Here is a 24,752-nt window from a genome sequence, read left to right as displayed (position 1 = left end):
GCGGCACGATGCGATAGGCTAGGGCGCGATGAGACTAGGATGAATCGTCATCGCGCTTCAGGTTTTTGTTTGAGCATGATCTTTCGGAAAACCGCTTCACACTTTTCCGGATCATGCTCTAGCATCAATCCGGCTGTATAGTGGAGAGCGTCTCCACGACGCGAGAATTTCCGACTGCAACGACGATGCGCCGATCCATTCTGATTCCGAGCCTCTGCACCGCCATGATCCTGTGCGCGCTGCCGGCCCATCAAGGCCGGGCCGCGACCGGCGGTGAGCCGGCCACAGTCACGCAGATCGACATCGCGCCGTGCCTCGCCGCGACGGCGGCGGATGATGTCGAGAAGGCAACCTCGGCCTGCGCCGACGTGATCGACAACGAGAAGACCGCCAAGCCCGATCTGGTCAAGGCGCTGGTCGCGCGCGGTGCGCTGCTTGCACGGCACGACCAGATTGATCGCGCCATTGCCGATTACAGCCGCGCCCTTCTGCTCGACCCCTCGCTCGCCGACATCTTCAATGCGCGCGGCGAGCTCTGGCTGAAGAAGGGCGACCGGCCCAAGGCGGTGCAGGATTTTGGCGCGGCATTGCGGATCAATCCGAATCACGAGAAGGCCAGGGCGAACCACAAGGCGATGGCACAGGAGCTCGAGCGCCTCGGCGCGCAGATGGCGGTCGCCGGCAAGCCGAGCTTCAACTGCGCGCGAACCCGCCGCGCCGTGGAGAAGGCGATCTGCGGCAGTCCCGAGCTTGCCGATCTCGACCGCGAGATCTTTGCCGCCAACGCGCGCGTCATGCGTGAAGCCGATAGCCCGGCGGAAGCCAAGACCTTCCAGCGCGAGCAGGACGATTTCATCGCCCGCCGCAACGCCGAATTCGGCCGGGCGGGGTATGATCTGAAGAAGACGATGAAGGACCGCTTGCAGCGGCTGAACGGCGTGGATGGGTACTGACGCAACTTCGCCTCTCCCCGCCTGCGGGGAGAGGGAGTGCAGCACCGCCGCGGGCGCGGTCTGTCTCAACTCATCCCGCCCCAGGCGGAATGTTCGCCGAAAGACCCATCCTTTTCAGCTTGAACCGCAGCCCGTTCCCGGGAAAATACTCGCCAAACATCGCCGGCAATTGACCCTGATCATGGCGGAACGGCGTTTTCGCCGTCAGGTCAAAGCCAGCGAACAAGAGAAAACGGGAGCCGGATATGAACGTCCAGGGAAGCCTCGAAGGGGAGAGCCGATATCACGAGATCCATGCACGCTCGCTGGCCGACCCCGAAAGCTTCTGGGCGGAGGCTGCGCAGGAAATCGACTGGATCGAACCTGCGAAGAAGGTTTTTGATCCCACCCAGGGCACCTACGGCCGCTGGTTCGCAGGCGCCGTCGTCAACACCTGCTACAACGCGCTCGATCGCCACGTCGAACGCGGCCGCGCCGAACAAGTCGCGCTGATCCACGATTCCCCGCTCACGGGCAGCGTCACCAAATTGACCTATGCCGAACTCCTGAAGGAGGTGCAGGCACTCGGCGCCATCATGCAGGATTTCGGTGTCGCGAAGGGCGATCGCGTTCTCCTCTACATGCCGATGGTGCCGGAGGCCGTGGTCGCCATGCTCGCCTGCGCGCGCATCGGCGCGGTGCATTCGGTGGTGTTCGGTGGCTTTGCCGCCAAGGAGCTCGCGACCCGCATCGACGATGCACAGCCGAAGCTGATCCTCTCCGCAAGCTGTGGCATCGAGCCGGGCCGCATCGTGCAGTACAAGCCGTTGCTCGACGAGGCGATCAAGCTCGCGGCGGCGAAGCCAAAAGCCTGCATCATCCTGCAACGTCCGCAACATGTCTGCGAACTCACACCAAGCCGCGACTATGACTGGGCGAGCCTGCGTCGCAAGGCGCTCAACGACGGCAAGCGCGCGCCTTGCGTACCGGTCGCGGCCACCGATCCGCTCTACATCCTCTACACGTCGGGCACGACCGGCATTCCCAAGGGCGTGGTGCGCGACAATGGCGGGCATCTGGTCGCAGTGAAATGGTCGATGTTCAATCTCTACGGCGTCAGGCCGGGTGAGGTCTGGTGGTGCGGCTCCGACATCGGCTGGGTGGTCGGCCACAGCTACATCGTCTATGGCCCGCTGATCCATGGCGCGACCACGGTCATGTATGAAGGCAAGCCGGTCGGCACGCCCGACGCGGGCGCATTTTGGCGCGTAATATCGGAGCACAAGGCGGTCGCGCTGTTCACCGCGCCGACCGCCTTCCGCGCGATCCGGAAAGAGGATCCGGATGGAAAATTCATCCGGCAATACGATCTGTCGAAATTCCGCACCCTGTTCCTCGCCGGCGAGCGCGCCGATCCACCGACGGTGGAGTGGGCGGAAGAGCAATTGAAGGTGCCTGTCATCGATCACTGGTGGCAGACCGAGACCGGCTGGTGCATCGCCGGCAACCCGGTAGGCCTCGGTCAGTTGCCGGTGAAACATGGCTCACCGACGGTGCCGATGCCGGGCTATCAGGTCGACGTCGTCGATGAGGCAGCCAAGCCCGTTGCCGCCAACACCATGGGCTCGATCGTCATCAAGCTGCCGATGCCGCCGGGCTGCCTGCCGACGCTGTGGAATCAGGACGCGCGCTTCAAGGAAGCCTATCTCACCGAATTCCCCGGCTACTACAAGACTTCCGACGCCGGCTACAAGGACGATGACGGCTATGTTTGGGTCATGGGCCGCACCGACGACATCATCAACGTCGCTGGCCACAGGCTTTCCACCGGCGGCATGGAGGAGATTCTCGCCTCGCATCCCGATGTTGCCGAATGCGCCGTGCTTGGCATCAAGGATGCGATCAAGGGCGAGGTGCCCTGCGGCTTCCTGGTGCTGAAAGCGGGCGTCAAGCGCGCGCCCGCCGAAATCGAGAAGGAGATCATCACGCTGGTGCGCGACAAGCTCGGCCCGGTCGCCGCCTTCAAGCTCGCCATCACCGTCGGCCGACTGCCCAAGACCCGCTCCGGAAAAATCCTGCGCGGCACCATCAAGAAGATCGCCGACGGCGAGCCCTGGACCATGCCGGCCACCATCGAGGATCCCAAGGTGCTGGACGAAATCGAGGACGCGTTGAAGGGGAGGGTGTGAGGCCGAAGGTACTCTGCGCGCGTGGCGGGACGTCGTAGCTGCTCCTCTGTCATTCCCCGCGAAAGCGGGGAATCCAGTACGCCGCGCCCTCTCCGTATCTCTCGGGGTCTATGGAATACTGGATGCCCCGCCTTCGCGAGGGCATGACGAAAGCACGTTACGGGACTTACAATTTCCTCATTCCGCGCTACAGAGTGCCGGCAAATCGAGGATACCTTATGCCCATCACGACCGCGTCGCGCCTTCTCGCTGCTGCTTTGCTTGCGCTGGCCCTGTCCGCGTGCGCCGCGCGCAACCAGGCGCCGGTGGCGATGGGTAACGACGATGACGACGCCGTCTGCCAGAGCCGAGGCTATGCGCAGGGCTCGCCCGAATACGTCGCCTGCCGCAAGGACCGTGATGTCCAGCGCAGCGCCGCGACGGCTCGTGCCGATCGCCGCCAGCGCGATCTCGGTGAGTACATGCTCAACCATCCGGAGCGGCCGTAAGCCGTTCCGGTCAACGGAGGCCGTCATGAACGAGGACCAGTTCAATACGTCCTTGCGCAAATTCCTCAAGCAAGTCGGCGTCACCTCGCAGCGCGAGATCGAGAAGGCCGTGCGCGATGCGATCGCGGCGGGCAAGATCAAAGGCCACGAGAAGCTGAAGGCGAAGATGGTTCTGACCATCGACAGCGTCGGGCTCGTCCACGAGGTCGACGACGCGATCGAGCTGGGTTGATCCTGAGCACTTCCTCTTCTCGGCGGTCATCGCCCGCGAAGGCTGCGGTTCTTGGCGATCCCAGGCAGGCCTCGACACAAGCTTGAGCCAGCGCGTCCGTTGGATCGAGCAATCGGGCCCGCAGTTCATCCTCGACCTCGGCAAGGGCCAGCGGAATTTCCGTGCAGGCCATCGCCACCAGCGCCGCGCCGCGTTCGATCAGAGTTTCGGCTTGCCGGCGCAGGATCGCGGCAGCTTCGTCGATGCGTCCCGCCTTGACCAGGCGAATCGCCTGCATGATCTCGGCCTGCGCCCTTGGCTGCGGCATCAGGCAGACGTAACCGCGCGCAGCGAGTTGCTTCTGGTAGACCTCGGCATGCACGGTGCCGTCGGTCGCGAGCACGCCGATCGTCGTGCCGATAATTCCCTTACGCGCGAGCGTGTCGGCTACGGCATTCACGATGTGCAGGATGGGCACCGACGTCTCCTGCTGGAGCGCGTCGTGCCAGTAATGTGCGGTGTTGCAGGGGATGGCGATGCAGCTTGCGCCGGATCGCTCAAGGCGGCGCAATGCATCCAGCATGGCCGGGAAGGGATCGCTGGCCTGGCCGACGATCGCGGCCGTTCGGTCCGGGACGCTGGTGGCCGAGCAGACGACCATCTCGATATGATCCTGGTCGCAGGCTGCCGGCGTGTTCTTGATCACCTTGCCCATGAAATCCACGGTGGCCATCGGACCCATGCCACCCAGCACGCCAAGCATCGCGATCTCCTCGTTCAGGGCGCGATGATGCGGGCATGGTCCGGCCAAATCCAATGCCGAGTCAGACAGACATATTCGAATTCTGCATAGTTTCCGACGCAAGCGATCGCGCGCCGTTCCAGACCTTGTCGACGATCGGACGGGTTCGTCGCGCGCTGCGATAGAGCCTGACCTCGAGGGGAATCTCGGGGCCGACGGTGACGAGCAAGGCCTCCTCCAATTCGGAGGCAACGAGGCTGCGTGGCAGCCAGGCCAGACCGTGCCCCTCCAATGCCATGAACTTGAGGGCATCGGCCATGGCATTCTCGTTGGTGTGGGCGACATGGACTGGTGGCGCTCCGGCCTGGGCCTGGGCGAAGGTCGCAACCCGCCCGAGAAACGAGTTCGAGGTGTAGCTGAGCAGCGGCAGCGGGACGGCGTCGTCCGCACCCCGATCCAGCGTCGCGCTGCGAACGGCAACAAAGCTGTCCTCGCCAACGACGATATGGGGATAGAGCTCCGGCTCGAGCGGTACGGGCACGTTGGGGTGGTGGAAGGTGAGCAGGAAATCGTAGCTCCCTTCGACGATGGCCTGCAGGCAACTATGGAAATCGTCCGGCAAGAGGCGGCTGCCGATCTCTCCCACCTGCTGCTCGATCCTGCGAAACCAGCGCGGAAAGAACCGGAGGGACAAGGTATGCAGGGCCGCGACCGAGACCATTTGCGTGCTTGGCCGTGTGCTGGCCTGAAGGTTGAGACGGCTCGCATGCAGCATGCGCACCGTCTCTTCCGCCGTCTCGAGGAATTGACGGCCTTCCGCGGTCAGCGCTGTTGGGTAGCTGCTGCGATCGATCAAGGACACGCCCAGCCATAGCTCCAAAGCCTGGATCCGTCGGCTGAAGGCAGACTGGGTGACGTGCCGCTCCTCGGCGGAGCGCGAGAAGCTGCGCGTCCGGGCAAGGCTCAGAAAGTCTTCCAGCCATTTCAGCTCCATGATGTCAGCCTTTCCGTCCGAGCCGGGTCGGCAGCAAGCATGCCCCCTTGTCCCTCCGAAATCTATGCAAAGTCGGAATAACGCGTTCCCAACTAGCATTGGACCGCGCCCCGGTCATGCAAGGAAAGTCGCCAGCGTCCGATCGAGCGCGGATGATTAGATCAGCGCACCCGTCCGAGGTGCGTCCACACCAAGGGAGGGAATGAGGAAATGGCGATCAACGTCGGCAATTCGTCTGCGCGTCCGAACCGGCTTACCAGGACCATCCTGCTCAGCTTGCTGCTCGGCGTCGTGGCCGGCTACGTCTGCCATGTCCTGTCTCCCACGCCCGAGGCGGCCAAGACCATTGCCGGCTACTTCTCCATCGTCACGGATATCTTCCTGCGCATGATCAAGATGATCATCGCGCCCCTGGTCTTCGCCACGATCGTGTCCGGCATCGCGAGTCTCGGTACGGACGGCGCGGCCCTGGGACGCATCGCGGCCCGATCCATGGGGTGGTTCATCTCGGCCTCCATCGTCTCGCTCGGCCTCGGCATGCTGTTCGCTAACCTGTTCGCGCCTGGCCACGGCCTTGCGCTGCCGCTGCCGAACGCGGGCGTCTCCACCAATCTCCCGACAGCCGGGCTCAATCTGAAGGATTTCATCACCCACGTCTTCCCGACCAGCGCCGTGCAGGCGATGGCCACCAACGAGGTGCTCCAGATCCTGGTGTTCTCGGTGTTCTTCGGCTTCGCGCTGAGCAGGTTGAAGACTACGCATGCGGGGATCATCACCGTTGCGGTCGACGAGCTCGTGCAGGTCATGCTGCGCATCACCGATGTCGTGATGCGATTTGCGCCGCTCGGCGTGTTCGCCGCGATTGCCGCCGTGATCACCACGCAAGGGCTCGCCGTCCTCCTGACCTATGGCAAGTTCATCGCCACCTTCTATCTCAGCCTCGTGGTGCTCTGGGCCGTGCTCGTCGCCGCAGGTGTGGCCGCCTTGGGTCGTCCCGCCTGGGACCTGATCAGGCTGCTGCGTCAGCCGATGCTGCTCGCCTTTTCGACCGCCAGCAGCGAGGCTGCCTATCCGAAGATGATCGAGCAATTGACGAAGTTCGGTGTGCGGGAGCGCATCGCCGGCTTCGTGCTGCCACTCGGCTATTCGTTCAACCTGGATGGCTCGATGATGTACCAGGCGTTCGCCGCCCTGTTCATCGCCCAGGCCTACGGTATCGAGATGAGCGTCCTGCAACAGGCGACGCTCCTCCTTGTCATGATGGTCACCAGCAAGGGCATCGCCGGCGTGCCGCGCGCCTCGCTCGTGGTCGTGGCGGCGACCATACCCATGTTCGACCTGCCGGCCGGCGGCATGCTTCTCATCATGGGCATCGATCAATTCCTCGACATGGGCCGCACCATGACCAACGTCATCGGCAACGGCATCGCGACCGCCGCAGTCGCCAAATGGGAGGGCGAGCTGACCGCAGTCGCACGAACGTCCCCAGCCCAGGCCGCGCCGACGGCACTTGTCGTGTCAGGTTCGGCTGCGAGCTAAAGCATGATCCGGAAAAGTGCGAAGCGGTTCTCCGAAAAGATCATGCGTAAACAACAACCCAAAGCGCGATGACGATTCATCCAAATCTCATCGCGCTTTAGTGGTGGGTTACGCTTCGCTAATCCACCCTACGGAGTTTCCCGTCCACGCTGGCTCGCGCGAATGGCGTCCAAACAAAAACGCGGCGGGTTGGCCCGCCGCGTTGAATCGATCTTCGACGATCAGCCGAGGAGCGAAGCCTACTCCTCTTCCTCCTGCTTCTTGCCGCCGAGCGTCTTCAGCTTGGCGAACACGGCGTCGACGTTGAGGTCGTCGCTGCTCTTCTCCGCCGGTTCGTATTCGTCCTTCTTCGTGGTCTCGGAGGCCGGCAGCAGCGTGGCGCCGCCATAGGCTGCATCGACCGGCTTTTCCTTGGCTGCACGCGCCACCTCGAAATCGAGCTCGATCTGCGAGCAGAGGCCGAGGGTGACGGGGTCGATCGGCGTCAGCCCGGCGGTGTTCCAGTGGGTGCGGTCACGCACGCTCGCGATCGTGCTCTTGGTCGTGCCGACCAGGCGCATGATCTGGGCGTCCTTCAGCTCGGCGTGGTTACGCAGCAGCCAGAGGATCGCGCTCGGGCGCTCGTGGCGGCGCGAGACCGGGGTGTAGCGCGGCCCCTTGCGCTTGGGCTGGGGCGGCAGCACCACCTTGCTCTCCTGGAGACGGAGCCGGTAGTCGGGATTCCTCTCGCCCTTCTCGATCTCCTCGCGGGTCAACTGGCCATTGGAGAGAGGATCCATGCCCTTGATGCCCTGCGCGGCGTCGCCGTCGGCGATCGCGCGCACCTCCAGGGGGTGCATCTTGGTGAAATCGGCGACCTGATCGAAGGTCAGCGCCGTGTTGTCGAGCAGCCAGACGGCGGTCGCCTTGGGCATCAGAGGTGCGTTGCTCATGGGCAAATCTCCTTTGTGCTTCGCCCACCTCTTTGGAGGCGAAACCGGGGGTCATCAGCGATGACGGGAATTAACCCCTATATAAGCCGTGAGGGGCCATTCACGCAATGGTTCTGCTATAGATAGTGCCTTGACAGCGCCCGAAAGGGGGCCCAAGTCCCTAACAGTCCGTGCCAAGCCCTATTTCATCAATCGACCGGTCCCGGCCCAATGGCCGAGGGTGATTCGGTCCCGAGATCGCTTCATGTCAGCCAAACCAGACCTCAAGATCGTGCTTTGTTCTCCCCGCGGCTTCTGCGCGGGAGTGGTGCGGGCCATCGACACGGTGGAGCGGGCGCTCACCATGTACGGTGCCCCGGTCTATGTTCGCCATGAGATTGTGCACAACAAATATGTCGTGGATGGATTGAAGAAGAAGGGCGCGATCTTCGTCGAGGAACTGGCTGAAATTCCGGAAAATACCACGGCTCCCGTGGTGTTTTCGGCCCATGGCGTGCCGAAGTCCGTTCCGGCCGATGCGCAATCCCGCAACCTGTTCTCGCTGGATGCGACCTGCCCGCTGGTGACCAAGGTGCACCGCGAGGCAGCGATCCATTTCAAGCGTGGCCGCGAGATCTTCCTGATCGGGCATTCCCATCATCCCGAGGTGGTCGGCACTCTTGGCCAGCTTCCGGTCGGAGCCGTGACCCTGATCGAAACCGCCGAGGACGCCAAGACCATCGCCCCGAAGAATCCGGACAACCTCGCCTTCGTGACCCAGACCACGCTGTCGATCGACGACACCGCGGAGATCGTGGCGCTCCTGAAGGAGCGCTTCCCGAACATCAACGGGCCGCACAAGGAAGACATCTGCTACGCCACCACCAACCGCCAGCTTGCGGTGAAGAAGGTGGCACCTGTGGTCGATGCGTTGATCGTGGTCGGCGCGCCGAACTCGTCGAACTCGCAGCGCCTGCGCGAGGTCGCCGAGCGCGAGGGCTGCAAGATCGCGGTGCTGGCGCAGCGTGCCGCCGACATCGACTGGGATCGTTTCGGCGACATCAAGAGCCTCGGCATCACCGCGGGCGCCTCGGCGCCGGAAGTGATCGTCGAGGAGATCATGGACGCCTTTGCCACGCGCTACTCGCTGCATGTGGAGACGGTGTCGGCCGCGGAAGAGAACGAGTTCTTCCCGCTGCCGCGCTCGCTGCGCCCCGAAGCTGCTGCTGAGTAGTTCTAGATGGCGGTCTACACCGACGTCGCCGCCGACGAGCTTGCGGAATACTTAAGCCAATACGATCTCGGCGAACTCCTGTCCTACAAGGGTATCGCCGAGGGCGTCGAGAACTCCAACTTCCTGCTGCACACCAGCAAGGGCTCGTTCATCCTTACGCTCTACGAGAAGCGCGTGGCGAAGAACGACCTGCCGTTCTTCCTCGCGCTGATGACGCACCTCGCCGAGCACGGCATCAACTGTCCCTTGCCGGTGAAGGCGAAGGACGGCGAGGCGCTGCACGAGCTTGCGGGACGGCCTGCGGCGATCATCACCTTTCTCGAGGGCATCTGGCCGCGCAAGCCGAACGCTGCGCATTGCGCCGGCGTCGGCGAGGCGCTGGCGAAGATGCATCTGGCCGGCGCCAATTTCGCGATTCGGCGCACCAACGCGCTCTCGGTGTCCGGCTGGCGGCCGCTGTTCGATCAGGGCGCCGCCCGTGCCGATGAGGTGCAGCCGGGTCTGCGCGCGTTCCTCGAAGCCGAACTCGACCATCTCTCGAGCGGTGTCTGGCCGAACAACCTGCCCGAGGGCGTGATCCACGCCGACCTGTTCAACGACAACGTCTTCTTCCTCGGCGACAAGCTATCCGGGATCATCGACTTCACCTTCGCCTGCAACGACATGTTCGCCTATGACGTCGCGATCTGTCTCAATGCCTGGTGCTTCGAGCCGGATCATTCCTTCAACGTCACCAAGGCGCGCGCCTTCCTCAATGCCTATGGGCGCGTCCGCAAGCTGACCGAGGCGGAGGAAGCTGCGCTGCCGCTGCTGGCGCGGGGTGCGGCGATCCGCTTTCTGCTGACGCGGCTGGTCGACTGGCTCAACGTGCCGCCGGGTGCGTTGGTGCGCCCCAAGGACCCGCTGGAATACGTCCGCAAGCTGCGCTTCCACCAGAGCGTTTCGAGCGTGCGCGATTATGGCCTCTTGCCGTCAGGACTGGTCGCGTGAGCGAGCTGCCCAATGTTACGATCTTCACGGACGGCGCGTGCTCGGGAAATCCCGGGCCCGGCGGCTGGGGCGCGATCCTCAGGTTCGGCGACAAGGAGAAGGAGCTGAACGGCGGCGAGCGCCACACCACCAACAACCAGATGGAGCTGATGGCGGCGATCTCGGCGTTGGAAGCGCTGAAGAAGCCCTGCACTGTCGATCTCTACACCGATAGCCAATATGTGCGGCAGGGCATCACCGGCTGGATCCATGGCTGGAAGCGCAACGGCTGGCGCACCGCCGACAAGAAGCCGGTGAAAAACGTCGAACTCTGGCAGCGCCTCGATGCCGCGCTGAAGGCGCACGAGGTGCGCTGGCACTGGGTCAAGGGCCACGCCGGCCACCCCGAGAACGAGCGCGCCGATCAACTCGCGCGTGACGGGATTGCGATGGCAAGGATGCAGACGCGGGTGAGGGAATAGTTTTTCGACGTCGTCACAGACGTCGACGCACTCGCCGCCGTCATCGCCCGGCTTGACCGGGCGATCCAGTACGCCGCGGCGGTCGATGTGAATCTCGAAGCCTCTGGAATACTGGATCGCCCGCTTTCGCGGGCGATGACAGTTGTGGATGTGGCGCGATCCGCCTCGCCTTACAGCTGCCCGAGCAGCGTATCGCCGCCGGAAACCTCGACCTTGCCGGGCATCGCCTCGAGGTTCAGCTTTTTCACTACACCGTCCTCGACCAGCATCGAGTAGCGCTTGGAGCGGATGCCGAGACCGTTGGCGGAGGCGTCGAGCTCCATGCCGATCGCCTTGGTGAAGTCGGCGTTGCCGTCGGCGAGGAAGGTCGCCTCGTCGCGCTGGTCGGTGTCGCGCTTCCAGGCGTTCATGACGAAGGCGTCGTTGACCGAGACGATCGCGATGGTGTCGACGCCCTTGTCCTTGATGGCATAGGCGTTGAGGAAGATGCTCGGCAGATGCATCTTGTGGCAGGTGCCGGTGTAGGCGCCCGGTACCGCGAACAGCGCCACTTTCTTGCCCTTGAAGATGTCGTCGGTCGATTTGACCTGCGGACCCTCCGCCGTCATCACGCGGAATTTAGCTTCTGGCAGCTTGTCGCCAATCTGGATCGCCATCGTCAGTCTCCCTGAAAATCGGTTCCGCTTTGTAGACCGTGCGGTCGGCCTGCACAATATTTCCAATGCACCAAGCGGAGAAGGTTGCTGGCTTTCACCGTGATGTCATCAGCCGGAAAAGCCACCGTCATCCAGGAACGCCTGCTCGTCTGGCGTGGAGCTGCGGCGGAGGATGCGATTGCGGTGAGGGAAGCGGCCGAAGCGGCGGATGATGTCTGCGTGCTCCTCGGCGTATTTCAGGTTTTCGCTGTCGTCGATCTTCCGGAATAATGCGACGCAGTGCAGTTGGTCGGGCAAATGCTCCGAATGCATGAACGGCAGGTAGAAGAATTCGCGCAAGGCTGGATCGACCCGCCCGTCGGCGCCGCGGGCGAGCGCGCGGCGGGCCACCTCGCGGGCCACCGCATCGCTCGCATAGGTCATGGCGTCGCCGCGGAACATGTTGCGGGGAAACTGGTCGAGCACGATGACGAGCGCCAGCGCGCCGTCATCGCTGGCTTCCCACGACGACAAGTCCCCATTCGCCCCGCGCCGCCACAGCTTCAGAAAGCGGTTGCGAATTTCCGCATCGAAAACATCGTCGCGCTTGTACCAGCGCTCGCTGCCGGCCTCGCGCCAGAAGGCGAGAACGCCGGCTGGCGCGATGTCGTTGACGTCGGTCATCGCGGAAAGATCGTGGCTATGCTGCCTCGGCCTTCTTCTCGTCGCGGAGCTGCCGGCGCAAAATCTTGCCGACATTGGTCTTCGGCAATTCGGTCCGGAACTCGATGTGCTTGGGCACCTTGTAGCCCGTGAGCTGCTCGTGACAGAACCTGATCACGTCCTCGGCTGTCAGGGCCGGGTCCTTCTTCACCACGAAGGCTTTCACCGCCTCGCCCGACTTCGCATCGGGAATGCCGATCACGGCGCATTCGAGCACGCCCGGATGGCTCGCGATCACTTCCTCGATCTCGTTCGGATAGACGTTGAAGCCCGAGACCAGGATCATGTCCTTCTTGCGATCGACGATCTTGATGTAGCCCTTCTCGTCCATCACGCCGATGTCGCCGGTGCGGAAATAGCCGTCCGCGGTCATGACCTTGGCGGTCTCCTCGGGCCTGTTCCAGTAGCCCGACATCACCTGCGGGCCCTTGGCGCAGATTTCCCCGGGCTGTCCCAGCGCCACCTCGTTGCCGTCGTCGTCACGAATCGAGATCCAGGTCGAGGGCACGGGAATGCCGATCGATCCGGAGAACTCGTTCGTGGTCGCCGGATTGCACGTGAGGGTCGGCGCGGTCTCCGACAGGCCGTAGCCTTCAGCGATGAAGCAGCCGGTCACCGCCTTCCACTGCTCGGCGACCGGGCGCTGCACGGCCATGCCGCCGCCGTTGGAGATCTTCAGCTTGGAGAAGTCGAGCTTCCTGAAGTCGGGATGGTGCATCAGGCCGTTGTAGAGCGTATTGACCGCCGGGAAGCTGTTGACCTGGTACTTCGCCAGCTCCTTGATGAAGCCGGGGATGTCGCGCGGGTTGGGGATCAACAGATTGCAGCCGCCGGCGCGCACCGCGAGCAGGTAGCAGGCCGTCAGCGCGAAGATGTGATAGAGCGGGAGCGCGCAGACGATCATGAGCTGGTCGACCTGCGGAGGTGCGGCCATCGCCGGTTGGAGCCAGGCGTCGTTCTGCAGCACGTTGGCGACGATGTTGCGATGAAGCAGCGTCGCGCCTTTGGAGACGCCGGTCGTGCCGCCGGTATATTGCAGGAAGGCGACGTCGCCGGGCGACAGTTTTGGCTTGTTGAAGGTCGCGCTGCGGCCCGCCGCCAGTGCGTCGTTGAAGGCGATCGCGCCCGGCAGCGAATAGGCCGGCACCATCTTCTTCACGCGGCGAACGACGAGGTTGACGATGACGCCCTTGAAGCCGAGCAGGTCGCCCATGCTCGCCATGACGACGTGCTTGACGGACGTCTTGGCGATCACCTGCTCGACGGTGTGCGCAAAATTCTCCAGCACGATGATGGCTTCGGCGCCGGAGTCCTTGAGCTGGTGCTCGAGCTCGCGCGGCGTATAGAGCGGGTTGACGTTGACGACCGCGAAGCCCGCGCGCAGCACGGCCGCGGTTGCGACCGGATATTGCAGCACGTTTGGCATCATGATCGCGACGCGCGCGCCGCGTTGCAGGCCGCGGCTCTGCAAATAGGAGGCAAGCGCCAGCGACATCTGGTCGAGGTCGCGGTAGCTGATCGCCTTGTCCATGCAGATGAAGGCCTTGCGATCGGCGAACTTCGCAAAGCTCTCCTCCAGGAGGTCGACCAGCGATGCGTATTGCGTCGGCTCGATATCGGCTGGCACGCCGGGCGGATATTGTTTGAGCCAGATGCGCTCCATAGGTACTCCCCTCCTGAACCAGAGCCCGATGTGTCTCAGGCTTGCCTCGTTGCACGCAGTATCGAGCCTGCCGCAACCGGTGGCAAGCGGTTGAGGCTTAGGACAACGGCCCGGAAGTGGCTACTGGAATCGTCGCAAACGACGCTGTCGCAGTTGCGAAGCGCGGGTGCAGCCGTCGGCCAGCACGCCGTTAACTGTTATTTGGCGCAGGCTTGGCCGCGGGCTTTGTGGTCGCCTTCGGCTTGGCAGGCTTGGCTGCGGAATCGCCGCTCGCCGCCGGTTTTTCCGCGCCCTTCGCAGCCGCGTCGGGCTTGGCATTGGCGTGCTTGATCGGCTTGGCTGCGGGTTTGGTGTCGCCCTTCGCGTCCGGCTTGGCATCGAGCTTGGCGCTCGACTTGGCGTCCTTGCCCGCATCTTTCGGCTTGTCGGACGCCTCGGGCTTCTTCGCCGCAACGCGCGACTTCTTGCCTCGCGCCTTTGGAGTCGCCTGCTGGTCGGCATCGGCCGCGACCGCCGCAATCAGGGCGGCACCGGTCCGGGTTGGGCCGGTATAGACCGGCACCGGCTCGGCGGGCGCTGCGGCGGAGGCGAGCAGGTCGGACGCCTTCATCATGGGCGGTTGCAGGCCGGCGGTGAAGAACGTCACCTGGGCTTCGCCGCCGGTCTGGGACGTCGATCCGCCCGTGCCGCCATTGGTTGCGATCAGCGCATCGTCCTCGTCGCTCGCCGGGCGCTTGCGGTGGCCGCCGCACATCTCGTCGCGCAGGTTCGGTGGCGAGGCATCGACCGGCGCGAGGCTGTCGACCGTGCCGAGTGCGGGACGCAGCCACGACAGCGTGTCCTGCGAGAAGCCGCGCTCAAGAAGCTGCGCCGCCTTGATCGCACGCGCGGTGCCCGAATTGGCGCCGAGCACCACCGCGATCAGCCGCCGTCCGTTGCGGGACGCCGATGCCACGAGGTTGTAGCCGGAGGCGCAGATGAAGCCGGTCTTGAAACCGTCGGCGCCGGGATAGCGGCCGATCAGCTTGTTGAAGTTCGGCGTGATACGCTTGCCGAAGCGGATCGCCGGGATGTGCACGAAATACTCGTATTCCGGCAGGTCACGCAGGAACGAGCGCGCCAGGATTCCGAGATCGCGCGCCGAGGTGATCTGGCCGTCGGCGGGCAGGCCGTTCGGATTGACGTAGCTCGTCTGCGTCATGCCGAGCTTTTGCGCGGTCTGGTTCATCATCGCGGAGAAGCCGTCGATCGAACCGCCAACGCCCTCGGCGAGCACCACGGCCATGTCGTTGGCCGACTTGACCATCATCATCTTCAGCGCGTTGTCGACGGTGACCTGCGTCCCGGGACGAAAGCCCATCTTCGAGGGCGATTGCGAAGCCGCCATCGGTGAGACCGTCAGCAGCGTGTCGAGCGTGAGCTTGCCGTCCTTCACCGCCTTCAACGTCACATAGGCGGTCATGATCTTGGTGACCGAAGCCGGATACCAGGGGATGGTCGCGTTGTCGGCTTGTAAAACCTTACCGCTCTCGGCCTCGATCAGAAGCAGCGCCTCGGCGCGCGCATCACGCGGCGCAAGCAACATCAGCGCGATGGCCACGACGGCCAGGTTCAACGGGGCAAGGCGAAGCAGCGGGCGAATGAAGTGCACTATCCGATTCCGGTCCTTGGAGAACCGCCCGATAATGCGATTCTCATGATCTGAAGTTCGGTTTTGAAGCGTATGTCAGCGCCGCCGCTTGCGGCGGGTGCAAACCTATACCGGCTCGTTCACCGAGAACAGGGGCCAGGCCGGGTATTCAGCGATGAAATAGGCCGAATTTCGGCGGTATTACTGGGACTTCACAGCCGAGGCCGCGGCCTCCGCCGCCGTCACGCTCGCCCGCACATTCTCGTGCACCATGAACTGGGCCTTGGCGAGCGCGGCGAAATGGCCGCCTTTGGCCACGAGTTCATCGAAAGTTCCACTTTCGATCACGCAGCCATTTTCGAACACCAGGATCTTCGTGGCGTTGCGGATGGTGGACAGGCGATGGGCGATCACGAAGGTGGTGCGGCCCCGCATCACTTCATCGAGAGCTGCGTTGACCTTCATCTCGGTGACGGCATCGAGTGCGCTGGTGGCCTCGTCCAGGATCAGGATGGGCGGGTCCTTCAGCAGTGCGCGCGCGATCGACAGCCGCTGCCGCTCGCCGCCGGACAGCATGCGCCCGCGCTCGCCCGCATTGGTCTCGAAGCCACCGCTGCGCTCGATGAATTCGAGCGCCTGCGCCCGCTCGGCCGCAAGCCGCATGTCCGCATCGGTTGCGTCCGGCTTGCCAACGCGCAAATTCTCCGCGATCGAGCGGTTGAACAACAGCGCCTCCTGGAACACCACGCCGATGTTCCGCCGCAGCGATGTCAGCGTGATGCCGCGCACGTCCATGCCGTCGATCTTGATGAAGCCTGACTGAGGGTCGAACGCACGATGCAGAAGCGCGATCGCGGTCGACTTGCCGGCGCCGGTCGGGCCGACCAGCGCGATCGTCTGTCCGGGCAGCGCGGTGAAGGAGAGGTCCTCGACCGCCGGCCGCTTGCCGTCATAGGAGAAGGTGACGTCGTGGAACTCGACGAGGCCCGACAAGCGCCCGACGTCGATCGCATCGGGCCGGTCGTGCACGGCGGGCACGGCATCGAGCACGTTGAAGAATTCGCGTAAGCGCGGCGCCTCCATGAAGACGTTGTTGACGAAGCTCACGACCTGCTCGAGCTTCTGGATCAAAAGCGTTGCAAAGCTCACGAACATCACGATCTCGCCGACCGTCGTCAGTCCCTGGTCGTGCAGCGCGATGCCGAGCGTGAAGATCGCGAGCACCGTGATGGTGGTGGAGGCGCGCGTGATGACGGTGACGAGCGCCCACCAGGACAGCACCGGCATCTGCGCGGCGAGCAACTGATCGGCAACGAAGCGTAGTCCCTGCACCTCGGCTTCGACGCGGACGAAGCTCTGCACCAGCGCCACGTTGCCGAGCGCGTCGGAGGCGCGCGCCGACAGATCGCTGTAGTGCTCCTCGACCGTCATCTGCATGCCGTAGGTCTTGCGCACGACGAAGGTCGTCAGCGCCGTGAACACGATGCAGAGCGCGAACAGCAGGATGGCGAGCCGCCAGTTCAGATAGAGCGACAGCGGCAGCAGCACGAATACCGACAGGATCGCGGCAAAATGCTCGCGGAAGAAGCCGAGCCACAGCCGCCACAGCGCGTCCGTGCCGTTGAGCATCACTTTCATCAGCCGCCCGGAATGGGTGCCGGAGTGGAAGGTCAGCGGCAGCTGCAAAATGTGCTCGAAATAGCTCGTCAGCACGGCCTGGCGCTGGCGATGGGCGAGCCGGTCGGCATGCAGCGCCACCAGCGCGCTACAGCCGATCGTGAACAGACCGAATGCGACCCAGGCGAACAGGAACGGCCATGCGGAGTTCGAACCTGCGACGGTCTTGCCGGAGAGCACGTCGACGATCTTGCCGAACAGCACGGGCTCGGCGAACTGCGCCGCCGCCAGCAGCAGATTGGCGATCGCCAGCAGCCAGCCCAGCCGCGCCTCCTTGCCGAGCAGCTCGAGAACGCGGGTGTAGAGACGAAGGATCGACATGAAAGGCAGGCACTCGCACGGGCGGGATCGAACGAGGTCGCATTCTAATCAGGGATGGGCCGCAAGATACAGCCGAAGCCGCCAGTTTTTACTCAATTGATCAGTCGACCTGCCACCGGCGGCAGGAACTGTTCGTCGAAAACATCGCTTGGGGCGGGGCGCTTGCGGAACTTGAAATCCTGCGCGATCTGGTCGATCGCGCGATCGAAGCGGGCGGGATCGACGCCGCCGAGGCCGTTGCGGCGGACCTCGTCGGTCAGGATGTTGTCGGCAAGCACGGTGGATAGCCGCGCGAGCTCGAGGTCGCGCATGCCGTCGTCCATCCGGCTGACGACCTCGTCGACCGCGCTCTCCGGCTCCTTGACCGTTGCATTGAGCCCACCGATCAGCGCGCGCACGAAGCCTTTCACGGCGTCCGGCTTCGATGCGGCAAAGGACGGGTTCACGACCACCGCGAAGCCATAGGCCTCGCAGCCATAATCGGCATAGCGCAGCACCGCGAGATCGTCGGCCGGCACGCCGCGGTCGCGCAAATTCACGGCCGACAGATAGCTGAAGCCGGCGACGGCATCGACCTGTCCGGCGGACAGGATCGGTTCGCGCACTGCGGCACTCATCTTGTAGAATTTCACGTGCGCCGTGTTGACCCCGTTCCGATGTGCGAGCGCCGGCCACAGCCGGATCGACAGATCGCTGTCGGACACGCCAACCGTCCTGCCCTCGAGATCGGACAGCGTATGGATGCCGCGGCTCCTGCGCGCGACGAACGCATAGGGCGCCCGGTTGAACAGCACGAACACGGCCTTGATCGGCGGGGCATCCGCCCTGTCGCGAAAGCGGATCAATTCGTTGATGTCGACGAGGGCGAGATCGCTGTCGCCTCTGGCGATGCGTGCAAGTGCCTCCGGCGAGCCTGCGGCGCTGCTGAACGACACGGTGAGGTGCTCGGCGCCGAACAACCCGTCTTTCGCCGCAATGAAGAACGGCGCCATGCTCGATTCAATCGGGCGATCGAAGGTGAACCGGATCGCGACATGCCACGCCGCGTCGTCGGCGGCGATCGCCGCGCGCGAACATGCCAGCACCGTGAGCCCGATCCAGAGCGCCAACAGATAGCGGGAGAGGAGTGTCGGGCATGCGCGCATGAATTCACGCCGGACTGTCGTTGTTGCTTTTTGTGACGCTTGCAAAGCGCCGGCGGTCCTCATCATGGCCGATCAAACCTGAACGGTTGATGAGCGGAATGCGTCACGATTTCGCAATCTCCGCGCGAATTTGTCGCTGTTCAGCTGCCGTTCGGGTTGGGGAACCCAATATGGGATGCGCGGGTTTTAGAGGGATAAGCCCGTCCGCAGGCACCCATGGAGGCCGATATGTTTGACCGAATTTCCACGACCATTGGCCGCAAGGCCTTACTCGCCACTGTCGCTGTACTGGCGCTGACCACCGCCGCACCCTCGACGTCCTTCGCCGGAGGCCGCCATTGGCATGGTGGCGGCGGAGCCGCCGCTGCCGCGGCCTTTGCCGGCATCGTCGGCACTGGCCTGGCGATCGCCGCCGCCCGCGATGCCTACGCCTATGACTACGGCCCTGCCTACTACGGCGGTCCCGCCTATTATGGCGGCCCGGCCTATTATGGCGATGGCTACTACCACCGAAACGACTATCCCTATCACGGAGTGATCGGACGCGACCCCTTTGCCAATTGCAGCCGAAGCGGCGCCGGCTGTTGGTAAGCTGTTGACCACGAAAAGCCGGCGCGCTTGCCGCGCCGGCTTAAATTTTGCTTTTATTGTCAGACGTTAACACGTCTACCATTGGTTTAGAGTAGTTTTGAGTGCATGAGTGATTCGCTTGAGCGGCTATATCTGGCTGTGCTCGCGGCCAGGGATCTTGATCCGGCAACATCGCGTACCGCCCGGCTGTTTCAGCGCGGCCCGGCCAAAATGGCGAAAAAACTGGCTGAGGAAGCCATAGAGGTGGTTATCGACGCCGTTCATGGCGATAGCGAAGCCGTGATCCGGGAAAGCGCCGACCTGCTCTACAATCTCACCGTGCTCTGGGCCTCGGCCGGCGTGCGGCCCGATGACGTCTGGCGAGAGATGGCGCGGCGGGAGGACATGCTCGGCATCGCCGAGAAGCTGCCGAAATCGCCGATGAAGCTGCCCAAGGTCGCCTCACCCGGCGTCGCCGCCCGGCGGCCAATTGTCGCGCTCGAGGGCCGCGCGGCGCGCAAGCGCCACTAGAAGCGCTACAAATCGGCCCCATCTTGCGATGGACAAATCCATCCCATGGTGCTTCATCGCGGCGCCATGCTGAAACGTATCTACGATTGGTGCATCGACGCCGCCCACAAGCCCTACGCGCTCTGGATCATGGGGGCCGTGGCTTTCGCAGAAAGCTCGTTCTTTCCCGTTCCTCCGGACGTGATGCTGATCCCGATGTCGCTGGCGCGCCCGCAGCGCGCCTGGGTCTACGCCGCCGTCTGCACCGCGACCTCGGTGCTGGGCGGCATTTTGGGCTATGCCATCGGTGCGTTGCTCTATGACTCGGTCGGCCACTGGCTGATCCAGGTCTACGGCCTTGGCGACAAGGTCGACGCGTTCCGTTCCTCCTATGCGCAATGGGGTGCGGTGATCATCCTGGTCAAGGGTCTCACACCCATCCCCTACAAGCTCGTCACCATCACGTCGGGCTTCGCCGGCTACAATATCGGGCTGTTCATTCTGTGCTCGATCGTCGCGCGTGGCGGGCGCTTCTTCGTCGCCGCTGTGCTGCTCAATCGGTACGGCGACTGGATCCGGGTCAGGATCGAGAGGCATCTCGCATTGTGGGTGGCGATCGGCGCCGCGGTGCTGGTGCTCGGCTTCGTGGTTGCTATCAAGCTGATCTGATCAAGCTTGTCTGGCGGCGCGTCAGGCGCTTTGCCGGCGCGCCGCCTTCGGCTACGGTTGGGCCATGATGGTTCGATCCGGCAACCCGGTCACGCGACTCCGGATAATTGTGACAGCGGCGCTATTCCTTCTGCCTGGCGCTTCCGGGCCCGGATGGGCACAGTCAACGGCCCCCGCTTCGCCGCTCGGCCTTCAAGAGGCCGGGTCGCAGGCGCCGCCGCCCCAATCAACTCCCGCTGCACCAGCGTTACCGGCGCGTGAGGAGAATCCCGGTCTGATCAACGAAATGGGCAAGCTGTTCGACAAGCTGCCCTCGATCCTGCCGCCGATCAAAAGTCCGAGCGAGACCATCGACGATCTGTCGCGCATGGCAAAGCCATCGGCCATGGTGTCGGGGCGCGTGGCCTGCCCGGCCTCGTCAAACGGCGCGCCCGACTGCAAGCAAGCTGCCGACAGGCTCTGCCAAGGCAAAGGCCATAAGGAAGGCAAGAGCTTGAACGCGGACTCCGCGCAAAGCTGCTCGGCAAAAGTCCTGATTCCCGGCAGGACCCGCAAGCCGGATGACTGCCGTACCGATACGTTCGTCACCAGCGCGCTGTGCCAGAACTGAGGCGATGACCTGCGCGCAAGCAAACCATAAGGAGCGCCTATGAGCCGTACGGAGCAGGACTTCCTCGGACAGCGTGAGATCGCCGACGACATCTACTACGGCGTCCAGACCATCCGCGGGAAGGAGAACTTCCACATCACCGGCATTCCGATGAACCAGGAGCCTTACTTCGTGAAGGCGCTTGGCTACGTGAAGAAGGCCGCCGCGATGGCCAATCGGGACCTTGGCGCGATCGACGCCAGGGTCGCCGACGCGATCATCCTCGGCTGCGAGCGCGTCATCGCCGGCGACATGATGGATCAGTTCGTCACCGACTTCATCCAGGGCGGCGCCGGCACCTCGACCAACATGAACGCCAACGAGGTGATCGCCAACCTCGCGCTGGAGTCGCTCGGCTTCGGCAAGGGCGACTACCAGCATGTCAGCCCGAACGATCACGTCAATTACGGCCAGTCGACCAACGACACCTATCCGACCGCCTTCCGCCTGGCACTGATCCTGCGGCTCGAAAGCTACATGACGGCGCTGCGGCAGTTGCAGGAGGCGTTCTTCGCCAAGGGGCGCGAGTTCGATCGCGTGCTGAAGATGGGCCGCACGCATCTCCAGGACGCCGTGCCGATGTCGCTCGGCGCCGAATTCCGCGGCTGGGGCACGACGATCGGCGAGGAGGTCGATCGCATCTCGGAGGCTCGCGCACTGCTGCGCGAGATCAATCTCGGCGCCACCGCGATCGGCACGTCGGTCACGGCCGCGGTCGGCTATCCCAAACTCGCCGTCAGACACCTGAGCGCGCTGACCGGCGTCGACTTCGTGCTCGCGGGCGATCTCGTCGAGGCGACGTCGGACACCGGTGCCTATGTGCAGCTTTCCGGCGTCTTGAAGCGCACCGCGAGCAAGCTCACCAAGATCTGCAACGACATTCGCCTGCTGGCCTCCGGTCCGCGCGCCGGATTCAACGAGATCAACCTGCCGCAGCTTCAGCCGGGCTCGTCGATCATGCCCGGCAAGGTCAATCCGGTGATCCCCGAGGTCGTCAACCAGACCAGCTTCCTCGTCATCGGCCTCGACACCACGGTGACGCTGGCGGCCTCCGCGGGCCAGCTCCAGCTCAACGTGATGGAGCCGGTGATCTCGTTCGCGCTGTTCTTCTCGATTCGCACCATGGAGCGCGCGGTCAACAGCCTGCGCGAGAACTGCATCGTCGGCATCACCGCCAACGAAGAGCACACCCGCAACATGGTGCTCAACTCGCTCGGCATCGTCACGGTGCTGAAGCCGCTGCTCGGCTACAAGCAGTGCGCCGAGATCGCCCGTGAGGGCTACAAGAGCGGCAAGTCACTGCACCAGATCGTGGTGGTCGAGCGCAAGCTGCTGACACAGGAAAAATGGGACGAGATGTTCTCGTTCGAGCGGCTGATCAATCCTGATTTGACGGAGTGAGCGCGTTCGCATCCGGGTGGCGAATTCCGCGCCTTGGAATTGCGGTAATGGCGTCCGCCGGACGGCGTGAACGCAATACTTGACAGTGGAAAGATTGCCTTGTTGGTATGGCGCCCAACCTTCAATTCGTCCGCCAATAGAGGATCGTTTCGCAATGTCCATGCCTGCCTTGTTCAAAGGGCGCCTGTCGATCCCGGTGATCGGCTCCCCGCTCTTCATCATCTCGGTGCCCGATCTCGTGATCGCGCAGTGCAAGGCGGGTGTGGTCGGCTCGTTCCCGGCGCTGAATGCGCGACCGCCGGAGCTGCTCGACGAATGGCTGGCACGGATCACTGAAGAGCTCGCGGCCTATGACCGCGCGCATCCCGAGCGTCCTTCCGCACCGTTCGCGGTGAACCAGATCGTGCACAAGTCGAACAACCGGCTCGATCACGACATGGCGCTTTGCGCCAAGTACAAGGTGCCGATGATCATCTCCTCGCTCGGCGCGCGCGAGGAGCTCAATCAGGCCGTGCATGGCTGGGGCGGCATCGTCTTCCACGACGTGATCAACCAGAAGTTCGCGCACAAGGCGATCGAGAAGGGCGCCGACGGCCTGATCCTGGTCGCGGCCGGCGCCGGCGGCCACGCCGGCACGATCTCGCCGCTCGCCTTCGTTGCCGAGACGCGAAAGTGGTTCGACGGCCCGATCGCGCTGTCGGGCGCGATCGGCAACGGCAAGGCGATTCGCGCCGCGCGCATCCTCGGCGCCGACTTCGCCTATATCGGTTCGGCCTTCATCGCCACCAAGGAGGCCAATGCGGTCGAGAAGTACAAGGAGATGATCGCGGGCTCCACGGCGGATGACATCGTCTACTCCAACCTGTTCACCGGCGTGCATGGCAACTACCTGAAGCCGTCGATCCTCGCCGCCGGCATGGACCCGGAGAACCTGCCGACATCGGATCCCTCCAAGATGAATTTCGGCACCGATGCGTCCGGCGAGCGCGCCAAGCCGAAGGCATGGAAGGAGATCTGGGGCTCGGGTCAGGGCATCGGCAGCGTCGAGGGAATCGTACCCGCCGCCGAGCTGATCGCGCGCTTCAAGAAGGAATACGACGAAGCGACCGATCCGCCGCTGTGATGGCGCCGGCAATGGACGCCATCTACCGCGTCGACGGCAACAGCGTCGTCACCAGTCCTGATGCTGCGGGTCCATGGGACCCGCGCATGCAGCATGGCTCGGCGCCGGCCTCGCTCGTGGTGTGGGCGGCCGAGCGGATGGCGACCTCAGTGCCGATGGACATTGCGCGTGTCACTATTGATTTAATGCGTCCGGTTCCTGTGGCGCCCCTCACGATCGCGACCGAAATTTTGCGCGAAGGCCGCAAGATCCAGCTGTGCGGCATCAAGCTCCTGGCAGACGGCGTGGTCGTGGTCGGCGCGACTGTGCTGAAGATCAGGCGGCAGGCGCTGACGCTGCCCGATGATGTCAAGGAGCTGCCGGTGACCCTGCCGCCGCCGGAGCGGTCGCTGGTCGAGGACGGGCACGCTGCCACCAGCCCGTTCGTGCGTTCGGTCTCGATGCGCGCGGCGCGTGGCCGCTTTGGCCAAGCCGGTGCCGGTGCGATCTGGTTTCGCGTCGACAAGCCGCTGATCGAGGGACAAGCCGTCTCGCAGGCCATGCGCGCGGTCGTCGCCGCCGATTTCTCCAACGGCACCGCCTCGACACTCGATTTTCGCGCCTGGATCTATATCAACGCCGACCTCACCGTGGGCTTTGCACGGCAGCCGGTTGGCGACTGGATTTTGCTCGACGGTGAATCCTGGATCGGCGCCGAGGGCACGGGCCTTGCGATGTCACGGCTCGCCGACCGGCAAGGCTATTTCGGCCGTGCAGTGCAGAGCCTGGTGATCGAGAAGCGATGAGTGGCTGCGCGACGCACGTGTCTCAACCTCGGCGTACTGGATCGCCCGGTCGAGCCGGGCGATGACACCTGCGGTGTCGGCGCAACGATGGACGCGACGCGATCCCAGACCTCTGCAAAATGTCGACAGCCGTATTCGCTATCCACGCAATCCTGTCGGCTTGCCCACTTAACGCAGCATTAACCATCGCGCTCCCAGAATCCCCCCTCGAAGCCGCCAATGGGCACGAAGAGGGGACAGGCGATGGACTACGATTTTCTCAACGCAAAGACGTCGGCGACGCTGGATGAAATCCGCGTCCGCGTGGCGCATGCGCTCGCCCGTCATCCGCTCTGCCGCAACGTGCGCTTCGACATCCTCAGCGTGCCCCGCACCCGGCGCGGCGGCAACTGGACGGTGACGCTCCAGGCGGTCGAGCCGCGTGCGGTTTGGGAAGCCTCCGAGATCGTCGCCGACATCCAGGACGCCTATGACCTGGCGTTAGCTGCCTGATTTCGTTGATTTTTCTAATGCGATGTCGCGGTCGTCCCAGCGTTTTTCCGCTGCAATAGCAAGGTTAG

At 63.9% G+C, this 24,752-nt stretch carries 25 protein-coding genes; 16 read left to right on the top strand and 9 right to left on the bottom strand.

What is annotated here, in order from left to right:
- The first annotated feature begins 185 nt into the window (after positions 1-185).
- From SO156_RS21930 to SO156_RS21915, 4 genes are all read left to right on the top strand, one after another.
- Complete coding sequence (locus SO156_RS21930) at positions 186-953, top strand: hypothetical protein (protein WP_498536207.1); 768 nt, start codon at positions 186-188, stop codon at positions 951-953.
- Between the two features lie 245 nt (positions 954-1,198).
- Positions 1,199-3,121, top strand: a complete 1,923-nt coding sequence (locus SO156_RS21925) for a propionyl-CoA synthetase (RefSeq protein WP_498536206.1) — start codon at positions 1,199-1,201, stop codon at positions 3,119-3,121.
- Positions 3,122-3,339: 218 nt separating this feature from the next.
- Entirely contained in the window at positions 3,340-3,609 is a 270-nt protein-coding gene (locus SO156_RS21920; RefSeq protein WP_458144049.1) for a hypothetical protein, read from the top strand.
- Positions 3,610-3,634: 25 nt separating this feature from the next.
- Positions 3,635-3,841: a DUF6494 family protein gene (locus tag SO156_RS21915; protein WP_458144048.1), complete on the top strand. Its 207-nt coding sequence runs from the start codon at positions 3,635-3,637 to the stop codon at positions 3,839-3,841.
- Here SO156_RS21915 and cuyB read toward each other — a convergent pair.
- Entirely contained in the window at positions 3,747-4,583 is an 837-nt protein-coding gene (gene cuyB / locus SO156_RS21910; protein ID WP_498536205.1) for a cysteate racemase, read from the bottom strand. The genes SO156_RS21915 and cuyB overlap by 95 nt on opposite strands.
- A gap of 61 nt (positions 4,584-4,644) precedes the next feature.
- On the bottom strand, positions 4,645-5,556 hold the full coding sequence (locus SO156_RS21905) for a LysR family transcriptional regulator (RefSeq protein ID WP_458144046.1): 912 nt from the start codon (positions 5,554-5,556) through the stop codon (positions 4,645-4,647).
- A 210-nt stretch (positions 5,557-5,766) separates the two neighbouring features.
- Here SO156_RS21905 and SO156_RS21900 point away from each other — a divergent pair, with 210 nt between their 5' ends.
- Positions 5,767-7,095 carry a dicarboxylate/amino acid:cation symporter gene (locus tag SO156_RS21900; protein WP_458144045.1) on the top strand — a complete coding sequence of 443 codons (1,329 nt, stop codon included), beginning with the start codon at positions 5,767-5,769 and terminating at the stop codon, positions 7,093-7,095.
- Between the two features lie 239 nt (positions 7,096-7,334).
- On the opposite strand, the gene SO156_RS21895 is transcribed toward SO156_RS21900, so the two are convergent.
- Positions 7,335-8,027, bottom strand: a complete 693-nt coding sequence (locus SO156_RS21895; protein WP_458144044.1) for a DUF1013 domain-containing protein — start codon at positions 8,025-8,027, stop codon at positions 7,335-7,337.
- Between the two features lie 244 nt (positions 8,028-8,271).
- Here SO156_RS21895 and ispH point away from each other — a divergent pair, with 244 nt between their 5' ends.
- The 3 genes from ispH to rnhA are packed head-to-tail and all read left to right on the top strand — an operon-like array spanning position 8,272 to position 10,691.
- Positions 8,272-9,240: a 4-hydroxy-3-methylbut-2-enyl diphosphate reductase gene (gene ispH, locus SO156_RS21890; RefSeq protein WP_458144043.1), complete on the top strand. Its 969-nt coding sequence runs from the start codon at positions 8,272-8,274 to the stop codon at positions 9,238-9,240.
- 6 nt (positions 9,241-9,246) lie between these two features.
- On the top strand, positions 9,247-10,230 hold the full coding sequence (locus SO156_RS21885) for a homoserine kinase (RefSeq protein WP_498536204.1): 984 nt from the start codon (positions 9,247-9,249) through the stop codon (positions 10,228-10,230).
- A complete protein-coding gene (rnhA, locus tag SO156_RS21880; protein ID WP_458144041.1) occupies positions 10,227-10,691 on the top strand; it encodes a ribonuclease HI in 465 nt (154 codons plus the stop codon). Before SO156_RS21885 ends, rnhA begins: the two co-directional genes overlap by 4 nt.
- 170 nt (positions 10,692-10,861) lie before the next feature.
- On the opposite strand, the gene SO156_RS21875 is transcribed toward rnhA, so the two are convergent.
- The 6 genes from SO156_RS21875 to SO156_RS21850 all read right to left on the bottom strand — a co-directional run bounded on the left by SO156_RS21875 (position 10,862) and on the right by SO156_RS21850 (position 18,485).
- Positions 10,862-11,347, bottom strand: coding sequence for a peroxiredoxin (locus SO156_RS21875; RefSeq protein ID WP_027520654.1), 486 nt, complete (start codon positions 11,345-11,347; stop codon positions 10,862-10,864).
- A 108-nt stretch (positions 11,348-11,455) separates the two neighbouring features.
- Positions 11,456-12,010: a DUF924 family protein gene (locus tag SO156_RS21870; RefSeq protein ID WP_498536203.1), complete on the bottom strand. Its 555-nt coding sequence runs from the start codon at positions 12,008-12,010 to the stop codon at positions 11,456-11,458.
- A 16-nt stretch (positions 12,011-12,026) separates the two neighbouring features.
- Positions 12,027-13,712: a long-chain fatty acid--CoA ligase gene (locus tag SO156_RS21865; protein WP_458144038.1), complete on the bottom strand. Its 1,686-nt coding sequence runs from the start codon at positions 13,710-13,712 to the stop codon at positions 12,027-12,029.
- A 190-nt stretch (positions 13,713-13,902) separates the two neighbouring features.
- The gene (locus SO156_RS21860) at positions 13,903-15,363 is read right to left on the bottom strand and encodes a D-alanyl-D-alanine carboxypeptidase family protein (protein WP_458144037.1); all 1,461 of its coding nucleotides are present in this window, start codon (positions 15,361-15,363) and stop codon (positions 13,903-13,905) included.
- Positions 15,364-15,543: 180 nt separating this feature from the next.
- Positions 15,544-17,340 carry a glucan ABC transporter ATP-binding protein/ permease gene (locus tag SO156_RS21855; RefSeq protein ID WP_458144036.1) on the bottom strand — a complete coding sequence of 599 codons (1,797 nt, stop codon included), beginning with the start codon at positions 17,338-17,340 and terminating at the stop codon, positions 15,544-15,546.
- A 92-nt stretch (positions 17,341-17,432) separates the two neighbouring features.
- Positions 17,433-18,485: an ABC transporter substrate-binding protein gene (locus SO156_RS21850; RefSeq protein ID WP_498536202.1), complete on the bottom strand. Its 1,053-nt coding sequence runs from the start codon at positions 18,483-18,485 to the stop codon at positions 17,433-17,435.
- A gap of 228 nt (positions 18,486-18,713) precedes the next feature.
- Here SO156_RS21850 and SO156_RS21845 point away from each other — a divergent pair, with 228 nt between their 5' ends.
- The 8 genes from SO156_RS21845 to SO156_RS21810 all read left to right on the top strand — a co-directional run bounded on the left by SO156_RS21845 (position 18,714) and on the right by SO156_RS21810 (position 24,684).
- Positions 18,714-19,076, top strand: a complete 363-nt coding sequence (locus tag SO156_RS21845; RefSeq protein ID WP_458144034.1) for a hypothetical protein — start codon at positions 18,714-18,716, stop codon at positions 19,074-19,076.
- Between the two features lie 105 nt (positions 19,077-19,181).
- Positions 19,182-19,586: a phosphoribosyl-ATP diphosphatase gene (hisE, locus tag SO156_RS21840; protein ID WP_458144033.1), complete on the top strand. Its 405-nt coding sequence runs from the start codon at positions 19,182-19,184 to the stop codon at positions 19,584-19,586.
- 45 nt (positions 19,587-19,631) lie between these two features.
- Complete coding sequence (locus SO156_RS21835) at positions 19,632-20,234, top strand: YqaA family protein (RefSeq protein WP_458144032.1); 603 nt, start codon at positions 19,632-19,634, stop codon at positions 20,232-20,234.
- A gap of 64 nt (positions 20,235-20,298) precedes the next feature.
- Positions 20,299-20,844 carry a hypothetical protein gene (locus tag SO156_RS21830; RefSeq protein WP_498536201.1) on the top strand — a complete coding sequence of 182 codons (546 nt, stop codon included), beginning with the start codon at positions 20,299-20,301 and terminating at the stop codon, positions 20,842-20,844.
- Positions 20,845-20,883: 39 nt separating this feature from the next.
- Complete coding sequence (locus SO156_RS21825; RefSeq protein WP_498536200.1) at positions 20,884-22,284, top strand: aspartate ammonia-lyase; 1,401 nt, start codon at positions 20,884-20,886, stop codon at positions 22,282-22,284.
- Between the two features lie 154 nt (positions 22,285-22,438).
- Positions 22,439-23,407 (top strand): NAD(P)H-dependent flavin oxidoreductase, encoded by a 969-nt coding sequence (locus SO156_RS21820; RefSeq protein WP_458144026.1) that lies wholly within the window; start codon positions 22,439-22,441, stop codon positions 23,405-23,407.
- 11 nt (positions 23,408-23,418) lie between these two features.
- Positions 23,419-24,192 (top strand): thioesterase family protein, encoded by a 774-nt coding sequence (locus SO156_RS21815; protein WP_498536199.1) that lies wholly within the window; start codon positions 23,419-23,421, stop codon positions 24,190-24,192.
- A 243-nt stretch (positions 24,193-24,435) separates the two neighbouring features.
- Positions 24,436-24,684, top strand: a complete 249-nt coding sequence (locus tag SO156_RS21810) for a hypothetical protein (protein WP_458144105.1) — start codon at positions 24,436-24,438, stop codon at positions 24,682-24,684.
- Positions 24,685-24,752 lie beyond the last annotated feature (68 nt).

Source organism: Bradyrhizobium sp. UFLA05-125, from assembly GCF_059803515.1.
This window is presented reverse-complemented; position numbering and strand designations above follow the sequence as displayed.